Annotated in this window: 23 protein-coding genes; 5 read left to right on the top strand and 18 right to left on the bottom strand. The window is 36.0% G+C overall.

Translation table 11 applies throughout. The annotated features are described in order from the left end of the window. Positions 1-27 precede the first annotated feature (27 nt). The 3 genes from ACU1LP_RS12370 to ACU1LP_RS12360 form a co-directional block, all read right to left on the bottom strand. Complete coding sequence (locus ACU1LP_RS12370; protein ID WP_445734758.1) at positions 28-1,788, bottom strand: aromatic amino acid hydroxylase; 1,761 nt, start codon at positions 1,786-1,788, stop codon at positions 28-30. A gap of 467 nt (positions 1,789-2,255) precedes the next feature. Continuing rightward, positions 2,256-2,843, bottom strand: a complete 588-nt coding sequence (locus ACU1LP_RS12365) for a DUF4136 domain-containing protein (protein ID WP_445736411.1) — start codon at positions 2,841-2,843, stop codon at positions 2,256-2,258. Positions 2,844-2,934: 91 nt separating this feature from the next. After that, positions 2,935-3,105 carry a DUF5522 domain-containing protein gene (locus tag ACU1LP_RS12360; RefSeq protein ID WP_445734925.1) on the bottom strand — a complete coding sequence of 57 codons (171 nt, stop codon included), beginning with the start codon at positions 3,103-3,105 and terminating at the stop codon, positions 2,935-2,937. A 117-nt stretch (positions 3,106-3,222) separates the two neighbouring features. Here ACU1LP_RS12360 and ACU1LP_RS12355 point away from each other — a divergent pair, with 117 nt between their 5' ends. From ACU1LP_RS12355 to hemL, 4 genes are read left to right on the top strand one after another with little or no spacing between them, the layout of a single operon-like run. After that, positions 3,223-3,573, top strand: a complete 351-nt coding sequence (locus tag ACU1LP_RS12355; protein WP_445734926.1) for a hypothetical protein — start codon at positions 3,223-3,225, stop codon at positions 3,571-3,573. Continuing rightward, a complete protein-coding gene (locus ACU1LP_RS12350; RefSeq protein ID WP_445734927.1) occupies positions 3,551-4,462 on the top strand; it encodes a 1-aminocyclopropane-1-carboxylate deaminase/D-cysteine desulfhydrase in 912 nt (303 codons plus the stop codon). The genes ACU1LP_RS12355 and ACU1LP_RS12350 overlap by 23 nt, the downstream gene beginning before the upstream one ends. Continuing rightward, positions 4,462-5,472 carry a glucosaminidase domain-containing protein gene (locus tag ACU1LP_RS12345; RefSeq protein ID WP_445736410.1) on the top strand — a complete coding sequence of 337 codons (1,011 nt, stop codon included), beginning with the start codon at positions 4,462-4,464 and terminating at the stop codon, positions 5,470-5,472. The genes ACU1LP_RS12350 and ACU1LP_RS12345 overlap by 1 nt, the downstream gene beginning before the upstream one ends. Positions 5,473-5,477: 5 nt before the next feature. Further along, positions 5,478-6,764, top strand: a complete 1,287-nt coding sequence (gene hemL / locus ACU1LP_RS12340) for a glutamate-1-semialdehyde 2,1-aminomutase (protein ID WP_445736409.1) — start codon at positions 5,478-5,480, stop codon at positions 6,762-6,764. A gap of 80 nt (positions 6,765-6,844) precedes the next feature. On the opposite strand, the gene ACU1LP_RS12335 is transcribed toward hemL, so the two are convergent. From ACU1LP_RS12335 to cyoE, 15 genes are all read right to left on the bottom strand, one after another. After that, positions 6,845-8,173 carry a TolC family protein gene (locus tag ACU1LP_RS12335; protein WP_445736408.1) on the bottom strand — a complete coding sequence of 443 codons (1,329 nt, stop codon included), beginning with the start codon at positions 8,171-8,173 and terminating at the stop codon, positions 6,845-6,847. 16 nt (positions 8,174-8,189) lie between these two features. After that, on the bottom strand, positions 8,190-9,314 hold the full coding sequence (locus ACU1LP_RS12330) for an efflux RND transporter periplasmic adaptor subunit (RefSeq protein ID WP_445736407.1): 1,125 nt from the start codon (positions 9,312-9,314) through the stop codon (positions 8,190-8,192). Positions 9,315-9,368: 54 nt separating this feature from the next. Next, positions 9,369-10,613 carry an ABC transporter permease gene (locus ACU1LP_RS12325; protein WP_445733318.1) on the bottom strand — a complete coding sequence of 415 codons (1,245 nt, stop codon included), beginning with the start codon at positions 10,611-10,613 and terminating at the stop codon, positions 9,369-9,371. Between the two features lie 2 nt (positions 10,614-10,615). Then, positions 10,616-11,845: an ABC transporter permease gene (locus tag ACU1LP_RS12320; protein WP_445733319.1), complete on the bottom strand. Its 1,230-nt coding sequence runs from the start codon at positions 11,843-11,845 to the stop codon at positions 10,616-10,618. Further along, positions 11,838-12,539 carry an ABC transporter ATP-binding protein gene (locus ACU1LP_RS12315; RefSeq protein WP_445734957.1) on the bottom strand — a complete coding sequence of 234 codons (702 nt, stop codon included), beginning with the start codon at positions 12,537-12,539 and terminating at the stop codon, positions 11,838-11,840. Before ACU1LP_RS12315 ends, ACU1LP_RS12320 begins: the two co-directional genes overlap by 8 nt. A 90-nt stretch (positions 12,540-12,629) precedes the next feature. Continuing rightward, entirely contained in the window at positions 12,630-12,851 is a 222-nt protein-coding gene (locus ACU1LP_RS12310) for a hypothetical protein (protein WP_445736406.1), read from the bottom strand. Positions 12,852-12,858: 7 nt separating this feature from the next. After that, a complete protein-coding gene (locus ACU1LP_RS12305) occupies positions 12,859-13,398 on the bottom strand; it encodes a DUF420 domain-containing protein (protein ID WP_445736405.1) in 540 nt (179 codons plus the stop codon). Continuing rightward, positions 13,391-14,134 carry an SCO family protein gene (locus tag ACU1LP_RS12300; RefSeq protein ID WP_445736404.1) on the bottom strand — a complete coding sequence of 248 codons (744 nt, stop codon included), beginning with the start codon at positions 14,132-14,134 and terminating at the stop codon, positions 13,391-13,393. The genes ACU1LP_RS12305 and ACU1LP_RS12300 overlap by 8 nt, the downstream gene beginning before the upstream one ends. Before the next feature lie 294 nt (positions 14,135-14,428). Beyond that, positions 14,429-14,746, bottom strand: a complete 318-nt coding sequence (locus ACU1LP_RS12295; protein ID WP_445736403.1) for a type II toxin-antitoxin system RelE/ParE family toxin — start codon at positions 14,744-14,746, stop codon at positions 14,429-14,431. Positions 14,747-14,748: 2 nt separating this feature from the next. Next, on the bottom strand, positions 14,749-14,985 hold the full coding sequence (locus ACU1LP_RS12290; RefSeq protein WP_445736402.1) for a hypothetical protein: 237 nt from the start codon (positions 14,983-14,985) through the stop codon (positions 14,749-14,751). A 145-nt stretch (positions 14,986-15,130) separates the two neighbouring features. Next, positions 15,131-15,847, bottom strand: coding sequence for a hypothetical protein (locus tag ACU1LP_RS12285; RefSeq protein WP_445736401.1), 717 nt, complete (start codon positions 15,845-15,847; stop codon positions 15,131-15,133). 148 nt (positions 15,848-15,995) lie between these two features. After that, positions 15,996-16,376 (bottom strand): cytochrome C oxidase subunit IV family protein, encoded by a 381-nt coding sequence (locus ACU1LP_RS12280; RefSeq protein ID WP_445736400.1) that lies wholly within the window; start codon positions 16,374-16,376, stop codon positions 15,996-15,998. Positions 16,377-16,440: 64 nt separating this feature from the next. Further along, positions 16,441-17,424: a cytochrome c oxidase subunit 3 gene (locus ACU1LP_RS12275; protein WP_445736399.1), complete on the bottom strand. Its 984-nt coding sequence runs from the start codon at positions 17,422-17,424 to the stop codon at positions 16,441-16,443. Positions 17,425-17,563: 139 nt separating this feature from the next. Further along, on the bottom strand, positions 17,564-18,145 hold the full coding sequence (locus tag ACU1LP_RS12270; RefSeq protein ID WP_445736398.1) for a cytochrome c oxidase subunit 3: 582 nt from the start codon (positions 18,143-18,145) through the stop codon (positions 17,564-17,566). 2 nt (positions 18,146-18,147) lie between these two features. Further along, positions 18,148-19,041 (bottom strand): heme o synthase, encoded by an 894-nt coding sequence (cyoE, locus tag ACU1LP_RS12265; RefSeq protein ID WP_445736397.1) that lies wholly within the window; start codon positions 19,039-19,041, stop codon positions 18,148-18,150. A gap of 915 nt (positions 19,042-19,956) precedes the next feature. Here cyoE and pth point away from each other — a divergent pair. Further along, entirely contained in the window at positions 19,957-20,523 is a 567-nt protein-coding gene (gene pth, locus ACU1LP_RS12260) for an aminoacyl-tRNA hydrolase (RefSeq protein WP_445736396.1), read from the top strand. The last annotated feature ends 101 nt before the right edge of the window (positions 20,524-20,624 follow it).

The following is a 20,624-nucleotide window of genomic DNA, read 5'->3' as shown; positions in this document are numbered from 1 at the left end:
AACCTCATAACCCAATAACCAAATACCTCAATCAACTTTTATCTTTTTCATCACAATCCCCAAACCATCATCAATCAATCTCCCTACTTCGGGTTTGTTCTGCTTTATGGTTTCCAAATGATTTAAAATAGCTTCACAAAGTTTAGTTTCATTGCCTATAAATGCCAATTCATATAATTCTACTGGCAATAGCCAATCCGTTGGATGGTTTTCAATGAGCGCTTCCAATACTTTGGTTCTTGAAATGGTTCTGTTTTTACCTTCTCTATAATCCCTAACTTGTTGGTAAAGGGTTTCTAATTTTTGTTGCCCACTCGTTTTTTTAATGTGAATGGTTTTTGATGAAGGGACATGCGTAATTAAATCAAAACTATTTAAATCGGCAGGTCCAGAAAAAGCTGAAACAATATTTTTCCCAATCGCCATATCATAAATACCCTGTTCTGGTTTAAATAAAACGGTATCGCCATGTTTAACCGTACACTTATTAAAACTGATAAGGATTATTTTTCCTTGTAGATTTCTTTTGCCTGTAATAATATCTCCCGAAACCGTAATGCCACCTTCAAATTCCAAAGTGACGTTTTTTTCTTCGTAAATGTTATAAGCTCTTAAATCGCGCGGACTCATGGCTTCAATTGCCAAATTAATGCCTTTAAGCTTTCCAATGGGCAACCCAAAGCCGTTTTTATGCGTGCTTTTGCCATGGCCAACCAGTTCTTTTTCTCGGTATGATAAAGCGGTTTCGCCACTGGTTTGAATATAAATAGGGTTTCCCTTAGCTTCAATTACATGGGTAAAAACACCTGAAATTTGAAGTCCGGTACTTAACTCAACGGTTCCCAAGGCTTCAGATCTAATTAATTTTGTAACACCGGAAAGTCCACCTTTCCGCACTGCCATCGTGTTGGCAAATTCTTCCAAGACCAAACTTAAATGTGCAAAATCCGGTGTAACGAAAAGTTGGGGTTGCGGTTTTGTAATATCGAAATCTTTATAAGTCGCTTCAATAGTATAAGGCAGTTTTTTAACGTCATCAGTCATGCACCAAGCACTTTCACCAATGGATGATAATAAACCAGCACCATAAATCTTCGGGTTTTCCAAAGTTCCAATCAAGCCATACTCCACCGTCCACCAATGTAAATTTCTAATGAGTGCCATTTCACTGGGTTCACCCATATTGTTTTGTAAGTCTTCCACTTTTTTTTCTGCGAAAGCGATAGCTTTTTCATCTGTATTGGGTGCTTCTTTGATAATGGATAAATACCTAACAGCTTCATACAGTTCATGATCTTTAGCCGATGATATGGCTTTACAACCAATCTCCCCAAATCGGCGTAAATACTCCGCATATTCTGGGTTTGCTATAATGGGTGCATGTCCTGCGCCTTCATGAATAATATCTGGAGCAGGCGTGTATCCAATATGTTCCAATTGCCTGATGTCACTGGCAATAACCAGCACATTATAAGCCTGAAATTCCATAAACGCATTTGGGGGAATAAACCCATCAACCGCTACTGCCGCCCAACCTATATCTTTTAAAATACGGTTCATTCCATACATATTCGGGATGCTATCAACCAAAACACCTGTTTGTTTTAAACCATCTATATATGATTCGTGTGCCACGGTTTTTAAAAAATCGACATTTTTTCGCATCACATAACGCCACACCGCTTGGTCTATTGCTGAATAATCGGCATAGTTTTGAGGTTTGATAAACTGCAACAAATGCTTGGGCAAGCGATTTAATATAGGGTTTGATTCTATGGAGTTGGACATTATTTTTATAAAACTTGGTTTAAGTAAAAATACGAATTCTATTTAAGTACATGACAAAAATATAATTAAGCTCAAATGATTAAAAAACAAACTCCAGAATAATTCCTCCCCTTTTTTCAAGGGGAGGTGCCGATAGGCGGAGGGGTCAACAGGATTACTTGTTTTTATACTATGGGATATTCATCTGATGTACTATAAAATTCTACATATAATGGTTTTTAAAAGTGGTGTTAAATTAGGGCAAGCGCTTGTAATGTTGCTTTTGAAGGACTCTTTTTTGATGTGGTTTTTTCTTTGTGATTTTTTGTGCCTTCTTTGTGTGTTTTGTGCCATGATCATTCCACAAAGATTCACAAAATTTCCACGAAGTTGCACAAAGGTTCTTAAATTACTGAAAGTGTCTGAAAGTGTTTGCTCCGGTTTTTAAATAAAAAAGCAACTCTCTCAAGTTGCTTTTCAAAAATATATTATTTCGTCATCCCCGGAGGATATTTTGCCATTATTTGAGAAACAAACTCTTTAATGCGTTCATCTTTCTTTTCCATATTTTTACTTAAGTAGCCAGTGCCCATACCCTGCCAAACCAATTCCTTTTTATTGGCATCAATAAGGTCTATGTATAAAGTGCCTTCTGTAGTGGTTGACACGCTAGGTTGGTTCCAGCCCCAGCCCCAACCTGGTCCGTAGCCACCCCAGCCCCAGCCTAGGCCGTAGTAGCCTCCCCAGCCTCCCCAACCCCAGCCGCCGTAGCCCCAAGAGTTGTTGTAAACGTCCACGCGTTGTTGCGATTTTGTAAACAGACTGATCAATAAATCTGGGTTTTCAGATTTTGTGAAGCCTTTAGCTAAAAGTTCTGCCTCAATAGCGCGTAAAATTCTACGCTTGTCTAAATCGCTAATTTCGGCTTTGTCAATGCCAGTTTTAAAGAACGCAAAGGTTTTGTAGGTTCCAAAATTGGCGTTTTTGTCATAATCAGCTGCAACTTTAACAGAGCTGCAAGAGGTTACCGCAAGAAGCAAAGCTAAAAATAGTAAGGGTTTTAATAAATTTTTCATAGCAGTATAAATTTAATTAGTTCAGAATACGTTTTTTTTTTAATTATATAGCCGCAATAATCGTACCAAGAGACTTTAAAATAGTGGCTGATTACGTAGCGTTCTTTACACTATTTGTTTTATTATCAAAGCCGTACGGGCAATGTCGGCAGCCGCTTTCACAACAATAGCCTCTTTTTAAATGGTATTGCTCGGTAAAACAGCGGTAGCCTTCGTGGGTTAAGTAGTAGTCGCCTGCTTCAATGGGAATTATTTTTTTCAATTTTATTCTTTTAAGCCACGAATTTACCAATTGTATTTCCATAGAAATTATTCGTGTATTTGTGGCACTTTACACAAAGATAATGTATTTTGGATTGGTTTTTGAAAGCTACAGAACATGATCTTTATTTCAAAATATTTGGTGCCAAAAGGCTATTGGGGTTTAACCATTTTTCCTTTTGTTTTTTTAAAATCGAAGGATTTAAAGTTGAATAGAATCTTGATTAACCATGAAAAGATCCATTTGAAACAGCAGATGGAGCTATTGGTAATTCCTTTTTATTTGATTTACGGCACTGAGTTTTTAATACGATTGTTTCAATATAAAAATTGGCATCTGGCGTATCGGAATATTTCATTTGAGCGGGAAGCTTATTTGAATGAAATGCATTTAGGTTATTTAAAACAACGAACATTTTGGAGTTTTTTAAAGTATCTTCGCAGTCATGGTTTTCAATCTGGAACATAGCATAAATCAAAAGATACGTTTGCCTGAAAACATAGGAATAGAGTTGTTTGTAAAACGCGAGGATAAAATACATCCTTTTATATCGGGCAATAAATATAGAAAACTAAAGTACAATCTTTTGGAAGCCAACAAACTGGGTTTTAAAACGGTGCTTACGTTTGGCGGTGCCTATTCAAACCATATTGCTGCGGTAGCTTCTGCTGGTCAAATTTCAGGATTTAAAACCATTGGCATCATAAGAGGTAATGAATTAAAAGATTCCACAAACCACAATCCAACCTTAAGTTTTGCGCAACAATGTGGCATGCAACTCAAATTTGTTTCAAGGGAAGATTATAGAGATAAAACATCTACCGAATTTATCGAAAAATTACAAGCGGAGTTCGGCGATTTTTATTTAATTCCAGAAGGGGGAACCAATAATTTAGCCATTAAAGGTTGTGAGGAAATTTTGAACGCAGACGATAAAAATTTCGAATATATATGTTGTGCTGTTGGAACGGGCGGAACTATTTCCGGACTTATAAATTGTTCAAAACCCAGTCAACAAGTTTTGGGATTTCCAGCGTTAAAAGGGGGCTTTTTACAAGAAGATATCACTAAATTTGCAACAAAAAACAATTGGAAATTGATTGCCGATTATCATTTTGGTGGCTATGCAAAAATAAATACCGAATTAGTGGCGTTTATCAATCAGTTTAAAAAGGATAACAATATACCGTTAGACCCTATTTATACAGGAAAAATGATGTTTGGCATTTTCGATTTGATTGAAAAGGGATATTTTCTGAAAGGAACAAAAATATTGGCCATCCATACAGGGGGTTTACAAGGCATCTCTGGAATGAACGCTGTTTTAAGAAAGAAAAATGTACCAATAATTGAGTAATGAAAAGAATAATAATGTTGTGCTTGTTGGCCTGTTTCGTTTTTAGTTGTGGCACTAAAAAAGTAGCCGTAAAGAAAAAAACTTCAAACAAACAAAGAACGGAACAAGTTTCCATTCGGAAATTACCAAAAGAAACTCGAAAGGTGGGAGAAGAAGTTGAGGAGGTGGTAAATGGGGTTGCCGTTAAAATTGCTTCAACCGAAGATTATATTGCTGCTTTTAAAACCGTTGCCCAAGAAGAAATGCGCTTGTACGGTATTCCTGCAAGCATTACCATTGCACAAGGGATTTTAGAGTCGAATTCTGGAAAAGGGAGGCTTTCTGTAGAGGCTAATAACCATTTCGGAATCAAGTGCCACGACTGGACGGGAGAGCGGATTTTCCATGATGATGATGCAGATCAGGAATGTTTCAGAAAATACAATGATGCTAAATATTCATACAGGGACCATTCCTTGTTTTTATCCCAGCGTTCGCGGTATGCGGCATTGTTCAAACTTAAAAAAGAAGATTATAAAGGCTGGGCAAAAGAGCTGAGAAAAGCGGGATATGCTACCGATAAAAAATATCCGGACAAATTGATCGATTTGATAGAACGCTATGGTTTGAACCAATTTGACGAAGAAGTTCTTGGAAATACCTACGTAAAATTTGAAGAGCCCATTTATTCCGGGGCCACTTATTTTGTTGAAAAAGGCGATTCTATGTATTCTATTTCAAAAAAGTTTAACCTCACCGTTAAGGAGCTACAGGATTTGAATAATTTAAAAAGCTCATCGCTCAGTATTGGTCAGGAATTGAGAATAAATAGAAACTCTGAAGATACCATTGCAGTGGTTTCCGGTACTAAATCACCCATAACAAATACCGTACACATTGTTGGAAAAGGCGAAACCTTATATTCCATTTCAAAAAAATATAATATAAGCATAAACGAGTTGCAGCAACTGAACGGATTGAACGATACTGGGCTAAGTGTCGGTCAAAGACTTAAAATTAAAAATCAATAAAATTCATGAATTATAGTAGAAGTAGTGCCTTGTTTTTGGAAGCTGAAAAAGTAATTCCCGGAGGGGTGAATTCGCCCGTAAGAGCTTTTAAAAGCGTGGGAGGAACGCCTATTTTTGTAAAAGAAGCCAAAGGCGCTTATTTATTTGATGAAGATGGAAACCGCTTGATTGATTATATAAATTCTTGGGGGCCCATGATTTTGGGTCATGCCTACAAACCTGTGGTGGATGCGGTTGTTGAAAAAGCCAAAAAAGGGACATCCTTTGGTATGCCCACCGAAATTGAAACGCAAATTGCAGAATTGGCAGTTTCGATGGTGCCAAATATTGATAAAATACGTTTTGTGAATTCCGGCACCGAAGCCTGTATGAGCGCCATTCGTTTGGCACGGGGGTTTACAAAAAAGGATAAAATCATCAAGTTTGCCGGTTGTTATCATGGGCACAGCGATTCGTTTTTAATACAAGCGGGTAGTGGCGCGGTTACTTTTGGAACACCAAATAGCCCAGGCGTTACACAAGGTACTGCAAAAGATACGTTATTGGCACGTTTTAACGATATTGAAAACCTGAAGCAAGTAATAGAAGCGAACAAAAACGATATAGCGTGTATCATTATTGAACCCGTAGCTGGTAATATGGGCTGTGTGCCACCAAAAGAAGGCTTTTTGCAAGCCTTGCGAACGTTGTGTGATAGTAACAATATATTGTTAGTTTTTGATGAGGTTATGACGGGGTTTCGTTTGGCAAAAGGAGGCGCACAAGAATTGTTTCGTGTAACCGCTGATATTGTCTGTTTTGGAAAAGTAATAGGTGGCGGTTTGCCCGTGGGCGCTTTTGCTGCCAGAAGTGAAATCATGAATCACTTATCGCCTGTAGGCCCTGTTTATCAAGCAGGGACTTTAAGCGGCAACCCGCTGGCAATGGCTGCAGGTTTGGCGATGTTGACCGAGTTGAATAATGACAACGAAATTTTTAATCGTTTAGCTGAAAAAACCGCCTATTTACACAAAGGAATTGCCAAGGTTTTAACTGAAAACAAGGTTGTACACACTATAAATAGAGTGGGTTCCATGATTTCGGTACATTTTGACGAAGCAGAAGTGGTGGATTTTGAAACAGCGGCCAAAGGTAATAATGACACTTTTAAAAAATTCTTTCATGGGTTGCTCAACGAAGGTATTTATATTGCACCAAGTGCTTTTGAAACTTGGTTTATTACCGATGCTTTGTCTTATGAAGATTTAGATTTTACTATAAAAACTGTTGATAAAGTTTCAAAAACCTTATAATTTATTGCTTTTTTGTGCTAAGCTTTTATATACCTCTTATGTTTTAAAAACCTGACAGGTCTGAACGGACTCAAATACCATCAATTAGTTAAAGGTTTTCCCATGTAAAAGTCTAAAACTTTTGTTTTAAAAACAAAATCATATTTAGCGTTTATCAATGAAGCCTCAGCGTTTATTAATTGTATTCTGGCTTGTTCCAATTCAAAATTGTTCATCGTACCAATATTATAGCGTTCTTCCGTATTTCTAAACGACAGATCTTGGGCTGCCAACGATTTTTTTGCTGCTTCAAACGCTTTAAATGCCGCTTTCGCATCGGTAAAGGCGCGTTGGATATTGGATTCGAGAGTCAATTTTGCCTGATCCAAACTAAGCTTACTGTTATCTTCCTGGATTTTGGATTTTGCTACGGCCGTTTTATTTTGGAATCTGGAGAAGATTGGAATGGAAACATTCAAATTAAGATTATGCCCTTTAAACAAATCCAATTCCCTGAAAAAGGCTTGTTTAACAAAATCATTCTTCGATTCGCTCCACACAGAACCAAAGCCATAGCCAAAATTTACCGATGGTAAATACCCTGATCTTGAGATTTCGGTATTCAATTCCGCATTTTCAATATTCTTTTCAGCTATTTTAATTTCAACTCTATTTTGTAAAGCAAAATTCAATATGGGCTTAATATTGCTGTACAATAGTTCGGAAGCAGGGTTATCAATATCAATGATGGCCACATCAAAACCCCCATATTCAATCTGTAGCAATTGCGACAAATTAAGCAATGCTAAGTCCACGTTATTTTCAGCAATGGTAACCTGTTGTACATCTCTGCTTAAAGTGGCTTCTGCATCAAAAAAACTGGCTTTTGGTTGCACGCCTGCATCTACCAAACCTTTAACTTGTTTTAATTGTTTTTCGGAGAAACTGTATTGGGACATGGCGGTTTGTAAATTCTCTTTATTGAACAATATATTGAGATACGCATTAACTACATTTAATGAAATATCATCTTTGATACGTGCCAATTCCAAATTGTTGATTTTCTGGTTTAAGAACGATTGTTTGTATAGATTCAAGGTTCTAAAGCCGTTGAAAATGTTTTGGTTAATCCCTAAATTATAGTTAAATGAGTGAATTGTATTGTTGTTAACAACTTCATTTGTAGTTTGATCGATTCCAAAACCAATACTCATTCGCTGCCCCATACTACCACTTACCGAAGGTAAGAACTGCCCTTTGGAAGCAATAATATCTTGGTCGTTAATCAATAAGGTGTTTTCTGCCTGTTTTACTGTAATATTGTTTTCCAGCGCATAATTTATACACTCCCGCAAGGTCCATTTTTTGTTTTGGCCAGAAACGGACAAGCATACGAACAGAAACCCTATTAGTGCACTATAATTTTTCATCTGAACCTTTCTGAAATTATTTACCATTCTTATCTTTATCTTCGTCATCTTTTGAAGCTTTGTTCCAAACTTTTATTTTGTCGCCTTTTTTAATGCCATCGGTAATCTCCACATTTATCCCATCCGATAAACCAAGGGTTACATCTTTTTTTTGAAATTTACCAGGACTGGTTTGTACTTCAACAAAAGGTTTTTCTGTAATTCTATTGTACTGCAACAATGCTTCTTTAATAGCAAATACGCTGTCTTTACCTTCAATATCTATTTCGGCATTGGCACTGTATCCTGCGCGAATATTGGTAGTGGAATCGATGGTTACATTGGCTTTCACGGTAAACTGGACCGCCCCATTTTCCTCTTGCCCCTTAGGTGCCACAAATGTGAGTTTAGCAGGGAATTCCTTTTCTCCAATGGCGCCCAGTATCACTTTTATTTCTTTGCCTTCTTTTAATTTGCCCACTTCGGCCTCATCTACTTTTCCTTCAAAAATCATGTGGCTCATATCGGCAATGGTGGCAATGGTGGTACCTGCATTAAAAGTATTGCTTTGTATTACTTGATCGCCTTCACGAATAGGAATTTCCAAAATAGTTCCTGAAATTTGTGCAATAATATTGGTATTTGCAGAACTTCCGCGAGAAATGGACCCTTGCTTAATAATTTGATAGTCGTTTTGTGCTTGGGCCAAATTTTCCTTTGCTTGGTTGAATGCCAGTTCGTTGTTCTCATAATCTTGCCTTGAAATAACCCCTTTGTCAAATAAGGTCTTATTTCTATCGTAGGAAATCTTGGCATTATCATACGCCAATTTAGTAGATGCAATTCTACTTTTTGCACTTACCAAACTTTGCTCGTTTGGCACCACCCTGATTTTAGCAATTAAGTCGCCCTTTTTTACGATGTCACCTTCTTCAACCAAAATTTTATCGACAATGCCCGAAATTTGTGGTTTTAATTCAATTTCTTCCTCTGGGTTTAATTTTCCCGTAGCCACTGCTTTGGTTCTTATTGAAGTATAAAAAGGTTCTTCCACTTTAAAATCTTCAATGGCTTTGGAGTTGGCATCCTTAAAGTATTTTAATACGAATGCCAATAGTATGATAACTACTAATACTAAAATGATTTTTACTGTTTTGTTCATTTGGTTATTCTTATTATTTCTAATGTGATAGAAGGTTCATGGTTTTTTGATTGTTTATTCTTCTCGTAATGCTTCAATTGGTTTTATGCTTGTTGCCTTAAATGCTGGTATCAATCCTATTAAAGTTCCTAAAACCACTAATATTACCAATGAAATAAATACCACACCAATGGATACCGATGCGTTGACCAAGGTTGCCTCATCGCCTTGACCGAAAAAATGGTCTAAAGCAATCAATATCCACCCACCTGTTATGATGCCGAAAACACCCGCAACCAGTGTTAAAAAAACCGCTTCCACTACTATTTGTCTTTTAATTTCAAAAGGGGTCGCTCCCAAGGCGCGGCGTACGCCTATTTCTTTCGTCCGCTCTTTTACGGCAATAAGCAAGATGTTGCCAATGGCGAATACGCCTGCTATAAGGGTAGCAATGCCCACAAACCAGGTTAAAAACTGCATGCCCGATAAAAATCCTGTTAATTTGGCAAACTCTTTGCCTAAGTTAAAACTGCGAAACGCTTGGGAATCTTCTGGATGGATGCTGTTTAGGTTTTTAAGGAGTAATTTTGAATCTTCTTCTATTTGTTTTATATCATACTCCGGATTGCCCGTTATCATTAAAAAGCCGATTTTATCCCCTCTATTATAAACTTGCTGAAAGGTAGAAAACGGAATATGGATATCTTCAGAAGGCCCGAAATTAGCATCGCCGGTTTGAAAAATACCTATAACTTTATAGTTGATACTGTTTATTTGGATGTACTTGCCCATGGCATCCTCATCCTTTTCAAAGAGTTGCTTATAAATATCCTCTGAGATGACCGCTACTTTTTTTCTGCCTTTAATATCGTTTTGATTGATGAATCTTCCATGTATCAATTTCTTCTTTTGGACTTTATCCAAAATAGGGTAATCGCCCATGATATTGAACCTGCCAGACAGAAAATTTCTAACAACCAGGCTTTGGTTCATATTTCTTGGCACTACAAACTCAATACCGGGCACGTTCTCTTCAACCTTTTTAATATCGGTTAAGGTCAATTGCACCCGCCTGCCTTCTTGAAACCCTTTAAAGGGCATACTGGTACTATTTCCCATAATGAATATGCTGTTGGTTGCAAAATCGCCAAACAGCCTATTAAAAGCATTTTCCAAACCGCGCGCAGAACCAAGCAAACCTATCAACAATAAAATACCCCACCAAACACCTACCATGGTTAAAATAGACCTTAGTTTGTTTTTACTAAAGCTATCAAAAACCTCTTGCCAGGTATCTCTATCTGTTAAAAATCTGAACATACTTAATCGTTTCTTAGAGCTACTATGGGTTTGATTTTTGATGCCTTTACCGCAGGTAAATAACCCGCAATGGCACCCGCACTTATAAGCGTAACCGTGGCGCCTATTACCAAACCATTGCTTACCCCAGGGTCTTTTATAAAATACGTTTCCAAACTAGGGGCCACAAGTTCGAGTACCCCAACACCAATCAATAAACCTATGTAACCTGCAATGGCGGTGATAAGTATGGATTCAATCAAGATAATGGAAACGATCGATTTGGGCGAAGCTCCCAATGCTTTTCGGATACCGATTTCCTTGGTGCGCTCTTTTACAATAAAAATCATAATATTACTGACGCCAACAATACCCGCGATGAGGGTTCCGAAGCCAATTACCAGAATAATGACCGTTAAACCAGAAGTCATAATATCCACCTGCTTAGTGCCTTGTGCCATATTTTGGACTCGAATAGCTCTTTGGTCGCTACTGGCTATAGAAAAACGTTCCTTTAATTTATTGGTAATTTGATTACCAAATAACAACGCTGCATCCGAATCCATTTCTGGATTATAGGTTAAATGTAAAAAATCGATGTCTTCATGTTTTCCGTACACTTGTTGCGCCGTTGAAAGCGGCATGTAGATAACGTTCTCTTCATTATAACCTTCTTCATCAGTGAAAACTCCTACGATTTGATAGGGAATGCCACTAAGGTTGATATACTTACCAACGGCACTTGTTTTTGAAAACAGATCATCATCAACCACTTTCCCTATAACCACTACCTTTTTTTTATGGTCAATATCGTTTTGGTTTATATAACGTCCTTCCTTTACTTCATTTTTTTCAATGAACATATACTCCGGATGAATTCCTCTTAGCTGATAGCTGTTCTTTTTCCCTCTATAAGAAGCGTTCACCGTAAGGTTTACTTTTGAAGTAATGAATTGGACCTTATCTCCAAACTCTTCCTTTATATACGTGCGTTCCTCATTTTTAAATTGAATGCGTCTTCCTGCCTGCAATCCCTTATTCGCTTTGGTAGTAGTACCAGGATATATGACAATGGAATTTTTTGCATCGGTGCCAAATGCTTCTTTAAAGGTGTTTTGAAGTCCGTTGGCAATGCCGAAAAGAATGGTAAACAATAAAATAGCAAATGCCACGGTGAACCCAGAAAGCAAACTTCGGGTCCTGTTTTTATTAATACTCTGAAATATTTCGCGCCAAAGATCTAAATCAAACATGCTGTTTAACCCTTACTTGTTCTACTTTTTTGTCTTCCATAATAACCCCATCGCGCAAACGCACAATACGCTTGCACATGTTGGCAATATCTTCTTCGTGGGTTACTATTAGAATGGTTTTCCCTTCATCATTCAATTGTTGGATAAATTCCATAATTTCATGCGACGTGGTGGTGTCTAATGCACCGGTAGGCTCATCGGCCAACAATAATTTCGGGTTTGCCGCTAATGCCCTGGCAATGGCGACACGCTGATTTTGACCCCCTGAAAGTTCCTTTGGTAGATGGTGCGCCCAATTTGCCAAACCTACTTTTTCTAAATGGAACATGGCGAGTTCTTGGCGCTCTTTACGCTTCATACCTTGATAATACAAGGGAAGTGCCACATTTTCAAGCGCATTTTTATAATTGATAAGATTGAAGGATTGAAAGATAAACCCCAAAAATTTGTTCCTGTAAACGGCCGCTTTTTTTTCGGTAAGGTTTTTAATGGGCAAACCATCTAAAATATAATCGCCAGAATCGGCCTCATCCAACATGCCTATAATGTTCAATAATGTGGATTTCCCTGAACCTGATGAGCCCATAATGGCGACCATTTCTCCTTCCTTGACTGAAAGATCAATACCTTTTAAAACATGTAAACTAGAATCTCCTATAGGATAGGATTTGTGAAGTTGATTTATTTCTAACATTATTCTTGGTTGGTTAATAAAGCGTTAAAGCTTAGAAGTTAGACTAACAAGACAAAGAAATGTTACATATTTGGGTTAAAAAACTTTTTATTATTTCTTTAACGTCTTGTATTTGTGATAAATAAAATAGCCGATGCCGGCAATTAATATATACGGAATGGCCATTAAATAAACAATGCCATCATTAATGCCCTTGGCAGCGGTTTGCCCTTCCTCACTTTCCAATACCGCCCTGCACATGGCGCATTGGGCGTTTGCTTTTTCTAGAAAAAAGAAAAGAGAGCATAGAAAAAAGAGGGTTTTGTGTTTCATGGTTTTATTACTTAACATAATAAGGCAAAATCATAATATAAACGATAACACCCGTTACTGCCACATAAAGCCATATCGGAAATGTTATTCTTGCAATTTTTTTATGCTTCTCAAAATTATTGGTAATCGCTCTAACATACGTTATAAGTACAAATGGAATAACAATAATGGATAGCAAGATATGGGTTAACAGAATAAAATAATAAATGTATTTAATAACACCTTCACCGCCAAATTTTGTAGAATCGCTCGTCATGTGATACGCTACGTACAAAATCAAAAACACCGCCGAACACCAAATAGCTGTGGTCATTAAATTTTCGTGAAGTACAATGTTTTTATTTTTTATGGCAAAAAAAGCAATGACCAAGATCACTGCGGTCAATCCATTGATAGTTGCATAAATGGGCGGTAAGTAAGATAAAGGTTCTACATTTGGTATTCTAACCCCAAATAAAATGGCCACTGCAATTGGTATGATAACGGACAAAGCTACAATTAGTTTATTGTATTTTTTGTCGTCCATTATTTCGTTTCGATCATTCATTGAGCAATTTTTTAATATCCTCTTTTAAGGCGGAAATTTCTTCTGTCATGCCTTGTTCATCTGTTTTTTCAGTTTCTGAAATCATACCATTGTAAAAAATAATGGGGTTTCCATTCACCACTCTGGAACGCAAATAGCCATTTTTATCAATTAAGGCAAAATTCCCTGAATGCTCAAAACCGCCTTCAACCGTTCCGTTTTTGGCTGTGTATAAATTAAACCCTTCATTTGCGAGTTTATATATTTCCGTTTGATTCCCGGTCATTAAATTCCAATTTGGGTTTGTTACTCCGTATTTATTGGCATAAGTTTTTAAAACTTCGGGCGTATCGTTTTCTGGATTTATGGTGAACGATGCCACCCCAAAATTTTCAAATTCCTTAAATGCATTTTGTATTTGTATAAGGTTGGCGTTCATTCGTGGGCAGATGGTGGGGCAGGTAGTAAAGAAAAATTCTATAACATACACCTTGCCTTCATAATCTTTATCGGTAATGGTTTTTCCATCTTGGTTTGTAAATGAAAAAGCCGGTACTTTTTTCGGTGCATCGTTAATTTCAATGAATGCCAAATCTGAAAGTTTTTTTGGAGCATCATCTTTGGTTATTTTGGTGCCTCCTTCATTTCTAACAACATCATCATTAACAATTCTGTCTATAATTTTCGGGATGAAATAAATACCAAAAACCAGAATCACCAATGCAATCCCTATGTATGAATAATTAGTTTTTTTCATGTGTCTATAATATTTGTTTTTTAACGGTCACATGCTGTTCGCCATTAGGCATTCTCATGGGTGATAAACTTTTTAGCATGCTCGTTTCATGTAATTAATTTTTTTTCATTTCCTCGAAGGAAGGAATCTTTTATATTTTGTCCATGTTTTTCATAAAACACTTTGTGTAACTCTTTTCAACTTTCTTCAACGTGTGAATATTTAGTTGCATGGTTAAACACGGAATTCATCAAATAACAACCAAATAGAAAATTCACTAAGATTTTCGTAAGCGAGCAAGCAAGCAGAAGCTATTTATTCCGTAATGCGCTTTTCATCAATCATTTTTGAAGGATTCTGTCTTGTGTCAAAAACATCATTAATAACGATTTGATTATCTATTATTCTGTAAATCAACTTGTGATTTCCGCTCACTAAATATCTGTGGTGTTTCTTTAGTCCTATCAGATTTTGTTCCATCGGACCAGAATTCGGATTATTTATCAATTGTTTAGAAGATTTCAGTATCCGTTTTCTTATCCTATGGGCAACTTTTTTATTTGCTTTAGTTGCATAATAGTCAAAAATGGCTTTTAAATTAGTGATTGCAAAATCCGTCCAAACTATTTTCATTCTTACCAATTGGCGGAAATTTTTTCTAAATCCTCCTGACTTTTAATCTTTCCATTTTTAAAATCCAATTCAGATTTCTCAATTCTATTAATTAACTCTTCAATAGTAAAAGGTTTTAAATCAGTATTATGTTCAATCTCTTTTTTTAGGATGTAATTTTCCAATTTATCGAAAAATAATTCGTCCTTAATTTGAGCTAAATAAGTTATTAAGTTGAGTTTTCTAGTTTGTAAATCCATAATCCATGTATTTAATCAAAATTACATTTTTTTTGACAAAGGTTAAATTGAAAAACAATTTTTATTGTATTTCTGCTGTATTATAACTATTACACTTATTTTAACTGGGTTTACACGAAGCTAGACAAAGAAATAAAGAGTGTACTTAATTTGACGGTTCTTTTAAATCATTAGCTCTTCTGGTTTCGGAATTAAATTCGCCTTTTCGTTTTTGTCGGTATTCAGTAAACAAAATACGCAAATCGTCGCTCATTTTGTTTTTAATTTCGGCTACTTCAATACAGTCATACGAACTCAAAATATAGGCGGGTTTTTTCTTTGCAATTTCATTATCGGTTCTATCGTCCAAGCGCCCACGTTGGTTCAAATCTTTATCAATCAAAAATACCTGATTGGTTGCTAAGTTTTCGTTTAGATCTGTTTTGCTTTTTAAACTAGTGTACATCTTTTTTATTTCACTTGGTTCGCCAAAAACAAAATGCCAAAATCGTAAATCTTCATACGAATTTATTTCACTTTTTAGTTTCTCAACCGCAGTTTCGGTGCCTATTGGCATGACAATTACTATTTGGAACTTTTTAAACCCCTTGAAGTTATCATAAACCAATTCTTTTAAATTAGATGCTGTAATGGCATAGTCCATAGGGTGTGTTCCCAAAAACCCTAAAACCGTAATGTGATCTTTTAAAACAATTTTTTCTCCGGAATTTGAATGGAACCCGTTCAAATCCACCACCGAATCATTTACAATGTCCAGTGGTTTGTAATTATGTGTCGCAGGGTATAAAAACAATAAAAATGTAACCGGAAGAAAGAATAAAATCCCTAAAACCAAATACCGGCCTGCTTTTTTGTAATCCATTAAAAATCTTTGATATCGTTTAAAACCAATGTGCTGCAAAAATAAAAAATGGCGGTTTAAAAACCGCCTTAATATCTCTATTTAACACTTCGCCTTTGGTTTATCTTGAGCTCAGTTGAAAGACTCGGTACAGGCTCAATAAATATAGTTAAAAATCCCTTTTTATATATCCTGTGGAATATATGCCTTCAATATAACCGCCTTCTTGCAATAAGATGAAAATTAAATATAAAATAAGGAATATCGCGGTCCATACCACCATACGTTTCAAAGCTTTTACCTCATCGCGCATGTGCATAAAATCCCAAGTAATGTAATATGCTTTTACCAGAGTCAATATAATGAAAATCCAGTTTAAGGTTTTCATTCCTAAAAACTTATGCAATAAAGGTTCTGGTTTGTAAATACCCAAACCAACCTCAACAGCGGTTACAATAGTTAGGAAAATCAATACTCCCCAAATTTTTTGGGTGTTCGATTTAAACTTAACCAAACCCCTGAATATTTCTAATTTATGTGCGTGTGCCATTTTTAAATATGTTTTTTTTAAGACCCCGATGTCTCCTATCGGGATAAAAATATATAATTCTCAATTAAACTAGGTAGAAGAATGTAAACACAAATACCCAGACTAAATCTACAAAGTGCCAGTATAACCCCACTTTTTCGACCATTTCGTAGCTTCTACGCTTTTCATAAGTGCCTAATATCACATTAAAGAAAATAATGATATTAATAATGACCCCTGAAAATACGTGAAACCCATGAAAACCAGTTATAAAGAAGAAGAAATCTGCAAATAATGGTGTCCCATATTCGTTTTCGTGCAAGTTGGCTCCTTCAACAACATGTGTTCCGTTGGCTTTTAATTGCTTTAAAGATTCTCCTCTTGAAAGTACTGTTTTACGACCATGCTCGTTAAGAATTTGTGTTCTTACCAAAACCTCAGGGTGCGACTCCAAACCACGTACCACATCTTCAAAAGTATAGGTTGGCAAGCTTCCTTCTTCAACAAACCAAATACCATTGTTCCGTTTCTGTTGTACTCTTTCATTAGGGGCAGCTACCACAAAATCCCGTAAAGCCACGCGGTGTCCTTCTGCATTTACAAACTGTAGAATATTACCTCCTTTTGTTTGCACAGCGCCAAAATCGCCTTTAATAAATGTGGCCCATTCCCATGCTTGGGAACCTACGAATATTAAACCTCCAATAACCGTTAACAACATATATATGGTTACCTTGGCTTTGTTTAAATGATGGCCAGCATCTACCGCCAATACCATGGTTACGGAAGACATGATAAGTATAAACGTCATGAACGCCACATAGATCATGGGAAGTTCCTGCCCGTGCAAAAAAGGCACGTGGGTAAACACTTCATCGGCAATGGGCCAGGAGCCTATAAACTTAAATCTTGAAAACCCGTAGGCTGCCAAAAATCCGGAGAACGTCAAGGCATCAGAAACGATAAAAAACCACATCATCATTTTACCATAACTTGCATTTAGTGGCCTATTGCCACCGCTCCAAGCTTTTTCTTCGATTCCAGCGTTTACAACTGTAGTAGTACTCATATATTATGGTTGTTGTTTAAAAGTTGGACAAAAATAGTCAATTTATCTATTTAATAAAATATACATCATTAAATTTTAAAGGACGCTAAATAGAAACTTATGTCAAATTATGATATGGGTCATTTGAAAAGCAATAATTTTATCTTATAAAATATAAAAACAAAAACAGATACACCCAAAGTATATCCACAAAATGCCAAAAAGTTGCTGCCAATTCAAAACCAAGCATTTTTGCTGGTGTGTACTTCTGTTTAAAATGATTATAAATTACTACCAACAAGCAAATCAACCCCACTATAACGTGTAAAATATGCACAATTGCTATTAAGTAGATGTAAGACATGGTTACATTACTGGTGGGACCCGTAAAATTATACCCTAAATCTATGATTTGCTGAAAGCCAGAAAATTGGTTAAATATAAAAACAACACCTAAAATTAAAGTAACGAACAACCAAAGCGTGGTTGCCTTTCTGTTTCCGGTTTTTAAGGCTTTTTTTGCTAAAATGAATGAAAAACTACTTAAAATTATTATCACTGTGCTTATTAAAAACGCATTGGGCAATTGAAAGTCCTTTAACCAATCTGGTCTTGAACTACTTACCACAAAAGCGCTTGTCCAGCCAGCAAACGACATAATAAGCGAGATAATACCAAACCAAAGCATCATTTTTTTTGCTCTGCTATTTTTTTCTTCTAAAGTACCCTGCGTTAAATCCATGGCTATCTAATAAATTTATCTATTACGTACACAATTTGTACCAATGTTATATATGAAACACTTGCTATCATTAACTGTCTAGCCGCTTTTTCGGTCATGTCCTTAAACAATCTAATGGCATAATATAACATGCCCAAACCAAGTGAAAAAACCAAAACCGCTGCCACTATCGATAATTTCAACGATCCTGTAAAACCAAAAACTGGAATAATGGATACTAACAACGTCCAAATACTGTACATAACGGTTTGTACCGCGGTGCCCTTATCTTGTTTTCCTGTTGGCAACATAAAGAATCCTGCTTTTTCATAATCTCTATATAAAAACCAACCAATGGCCCAGAAATGAGGAAACTGCCAAAAAAACTGCAATGCGAACAAGGTGCCGGGTTCAATACCAAAATGGTCGGTGGCAGCCACCCAACCCAACATAAATGGGATGGCTCCCGGAATAGCGCCAACAAAAACCGCCAAAGGTGTTTTTGTTTTTAAAGGCGTGTAAACGCAGGTATATAAAAATATGGAAATGGCACCAAACATAGCGGTTTGCTTGTTGATGGTGTACAAAATAATAATACCTAAAAGCGTAAAAATAGAGGCAATTATAAATGCGGTGGTAATGGACATACGGCCCGCAGGAATGGGCCTGTTTTTAGTGCGATCCATTAAGGCATCCAGATCTTTTTCAATAATTTGATTGAACGCATTCGATGCGCCCACCATAAAATAACCACCTAAAGCAAGTAAAACCAATATTTTAAAATCCACCACATCAACACCCAACAAATAGCCTGCAAGCGACGAAAATACAACGCTTACAGATAAGCGCATTTTCGTGATTTCCTTAAAATCTGAAATGATAGAAGGTGCTGTTACCGCCGTTTTTGAATTGCCCAATAGTATATTTACTTAACCGCTTTATATAGCGAGTGCAAAGATACTTTATTAAAGCATTTTGAGCAATGCTTTTTTATGGTAAATTTATTCCCACCAGTGGGTTTATATACGCCAAGGTTCTTGATTTTTAGGAAAAGGAATGCTTTTAATTTGGACGGGGCTTTTTAAATCAGGTTTAATTAATGAATTTTCAGTTAGTTATTATACTACTGCAAGGTTTTAAAAACCTTGTAGGTGGGGTGTCAAATATAGGACATTTAATAAAAAATAGTTCGTTCTGTTTTTTGTTTACATTTTAAGTCTGTCAGGGTTCAAAACCCTGACAGACTTAGTAAAATAAGACTTTCTGTTATTTTAAAAAATCATTATTGATTAAAAAAAAACGAAGTTTTAAATTTTATGTACTTAATATTTGACATCCTACCTTGTAGGTTTATTTTTTTTAACTCTAATACCAACAAGGTCAAGATGAGTTCTAAATTAAATCTGTCTCAACCCCCAAAGGCAGTTAGACAAAGTACTTTCCCCAATAATAAAAACCGGTATTTAGTTTTTTGCCATCTATGAAGTATTTTTGTTTTAATTTTAACGCATAAATAGCATCATGTGGCAATTTTTATGATAGAGCTCATTTAAACTTTTTCAATTGGCTAAAAAATTATCCTTTTGCACCCATTTTTTGTCTTTTTTCATTTCCGTAGCGATGCTATGCAACTAAAAAAAAGCCTTCAACTGGTCACAAAACGATTAATTTTCGCCTCAATACAAAAAATTCAAATGAGTTCACAGCTATTTAAAAAGAAAAGCCATCGGAACGAACAAGATACCATGAAACTTCCATAACTAAATTTCGATACCCAAGGGAATGATTGTATGGAAGAACCATGTGACCTATAAAAATAATAATATAAACACATGAAAAAGTTTTTAATAGTGGGTTTAGGAAATATTGGTGAACAATATGCTAATACACGTCATAATATAGGATTCAAAATTTTAGATCATTTTGCTTCACAAGAAAACCTAACCTTCGAAACCCAAAAACTAGGCGACGTTACTACCTTTAAATTAAAAGGCAGGACTTTTATATTTTTAAAACCAAGCACCTACATGAATTTAAGCGGAAAAGCAGTCCTCTATTGGTTAACGAAAGAAAATATACCGTTAGAAAATTTATTGATAGTAACCGACGATTTAAACCTGTCTTTTGGAAGCATTCGTGTTAAAACAAAAGGAAGCGACGGCGGACACAATGGTTTAAAGGATATTCAAGATAAATTAAATACCACAAATTATAATAGATTTAGGTTTGGCATTAGCGATGCGTTCAATAAAGGGCAACAAATTGATTATGTATTGGGTGAATGGACCGATGAAGAAAACCAAAAACTAAAAGAACGTTTAGAAAAATCCGTTGAACTTATAAAATCCTTTGGTATGGCAGGAATCCATATTACCATGAATGGTTTTAATGGGAAGTAAAAAGATTATTTTTTTCTTGATGTGTTTTCATAAAACAACTTTGTGAACCTTTGTGCTACTTTGTGCAACTTGGTGAAACAGCTAAACACAAAGTTTCACAA

The sequence above is a fragment of the Mariniflexile sp. genome (assembly GCF_052728615.1).
Note: the sequence above shows the minus strand (reverse complement) of the source record. Positions and strands in the feature narration are given on the sequence as shown.

Excerpts from the sequence above, each read along its gene's own strand:
- ACU1LP_RS12370 (WP_445734758.1), bottom strand. The coding sequence starts at position 1,788 with ATGTCCAACTCCATAGAATCAAACCCTATATTAAATCGCTTGCCCAAG.
- ACU1LP_RS12365 (WP_445736411.1), bottom strand. The coding sequence starts at position 2,843 with ATGAAAAATTTATTAAAACCCTTACTATTTTTAGCTTTGCTTCTTGCG.
- ACU1LP_RS12355 (WP_445734926.1), top strand. The coding sequence starts at position 3,223 with ATGATCTTTATTTCAAAATATTTGGTGCCAAAAGGCTATTGGGGTTTA.
- ACU1LP_RS12350 (WP_445734927.1), top strand. The coding sequence starts at position 3,551 with ATGGTTTTCAATCTGGAACATAGCATAAATCAAAAGATACGTTTGCCT.
- ACU1LP_RS12345 (WP_445736410.1), top strand. The coding sequence starts at position 4,462 with ATGAAAAGAATAATAATGTTGTGCTTGTTGGCCTGTTTCGTTTTTAGT.
- hemL (WP_445736409.1), top strand. The coding sequence starts at position 5,478 with ATGAATTATAGTAGAAGTAGTGCCTTGTTTTTGGAAGCTGAAAAAGTA.
- ACU1LP_RS12335 (WP_445736408.1), bottom strand. The coding sequence starts at position 8,173 with ATGAAAAATTATAGTGCACTAATAGGGTTTCTGTTCGTATGCTTGTCC.
- ACU1LP_RS12330 (WP_445736407.1), bottom strand. The coding sequence starts at position 9,314 with ATGAACAAAACAGTAAAAATCATTTTAGTATTAGTAGTTATCATACTA.
- ACU1LP_RS12325 (WP_445733318.1), bottom strand. The coding sequence starts at position 10,613 with ATGTTCAGATTTTTAACAGATAGAGATACCTGGCAAGAGGTTTTTGAT.
- ACU1LP_RS12320 (WP_445733319.1), bottom strand. The coding sequence starts at position 11,845 with ATGTTTGATTTAGATCTTTGGCGCGAAATATTTCAGAGTATTAATAAA.
- ACU1LP_RS12315 (WP_445734957.1), bottom strand. The coding sequence starts at position 12,539 with ATGTTAGAAATAAATCAACTTCACAAATCCTATCCTATAGGAGATTCT.
- ACU1LP_RS12310 (WP_445736406.1), bottom strand. The coding sequence starts at position 12,851 with ATGAAACACAAAACCCTCTTTTTTCTATGCTCTCTTTTCTTTTTTCTA.
- ACU1LP_RS12305 (WP_445736405.1), bottom strand. The coding sequence starts at position 13,398 with ATGAATGATCGAAACGAAATAATGGACGACAAAAAATACAATAAACTA.
- ACU1LP_RS12300 (WP_445736404.1), bottom strand. The coding sequence starts at position 14,134 with ATGAAAAAAACTAATTATTCATACATAGGGATTGCATTGGTGATTCTG.
- ACU1LP_RS12295 (WP_445736403.1), bottom strand. The coding sequence starts at position 14,746 with ATGAAAATAGTTTGGACGGATTTTGCAATCACTAATTTAAAAGCCATT.
- ACU1LP_RS12290 (WP_445736402.1), bottom strand. The coding sequence starts at position 14,985 with ATGGATTTACAAACTAGAAAACTCAACTTAATAACTTATTTAGCTCAA.
- ACU1LP_RS12285 (WP_445736401.1), bottom strand. The coding sequence starts at position 15,847 with ATGGATTACAAAAAAGCAGGCCGGTATTTGGTTTTAGGGATTTTATTC.
- ACU1LP_RS12280 (WP_445736400.1), bottom strand. The coding sequence starts at position 16,376 with ATGGCACACGCACATAAATTAGAAATATTCAGGGGTTTGGTTAAGTTT.
- ACU1LP_RS12275 (WP_445736399.1), bottom strand. The coding sequence starts at position 17,424 with ATGAGTACTACTACAGTTGTAAACGCTGGAATCGAAGAAAAAGCTTGG.
- ACU1LP_RS12270 (WP_445736398.1), bottom strand. The coding sequence starts at position 18,145 with ATGGATTTAACGCAGGGTACTTTAGAAGAAAAAAATAGCAGAGCAAAA.
- pth (WP_445736396.1), top strand. The coding sequence starts at position 19,957 with ATGAAAAAGTTTTTAATAGTGGGTTTAGGAAATATTGGTGAACAATAT.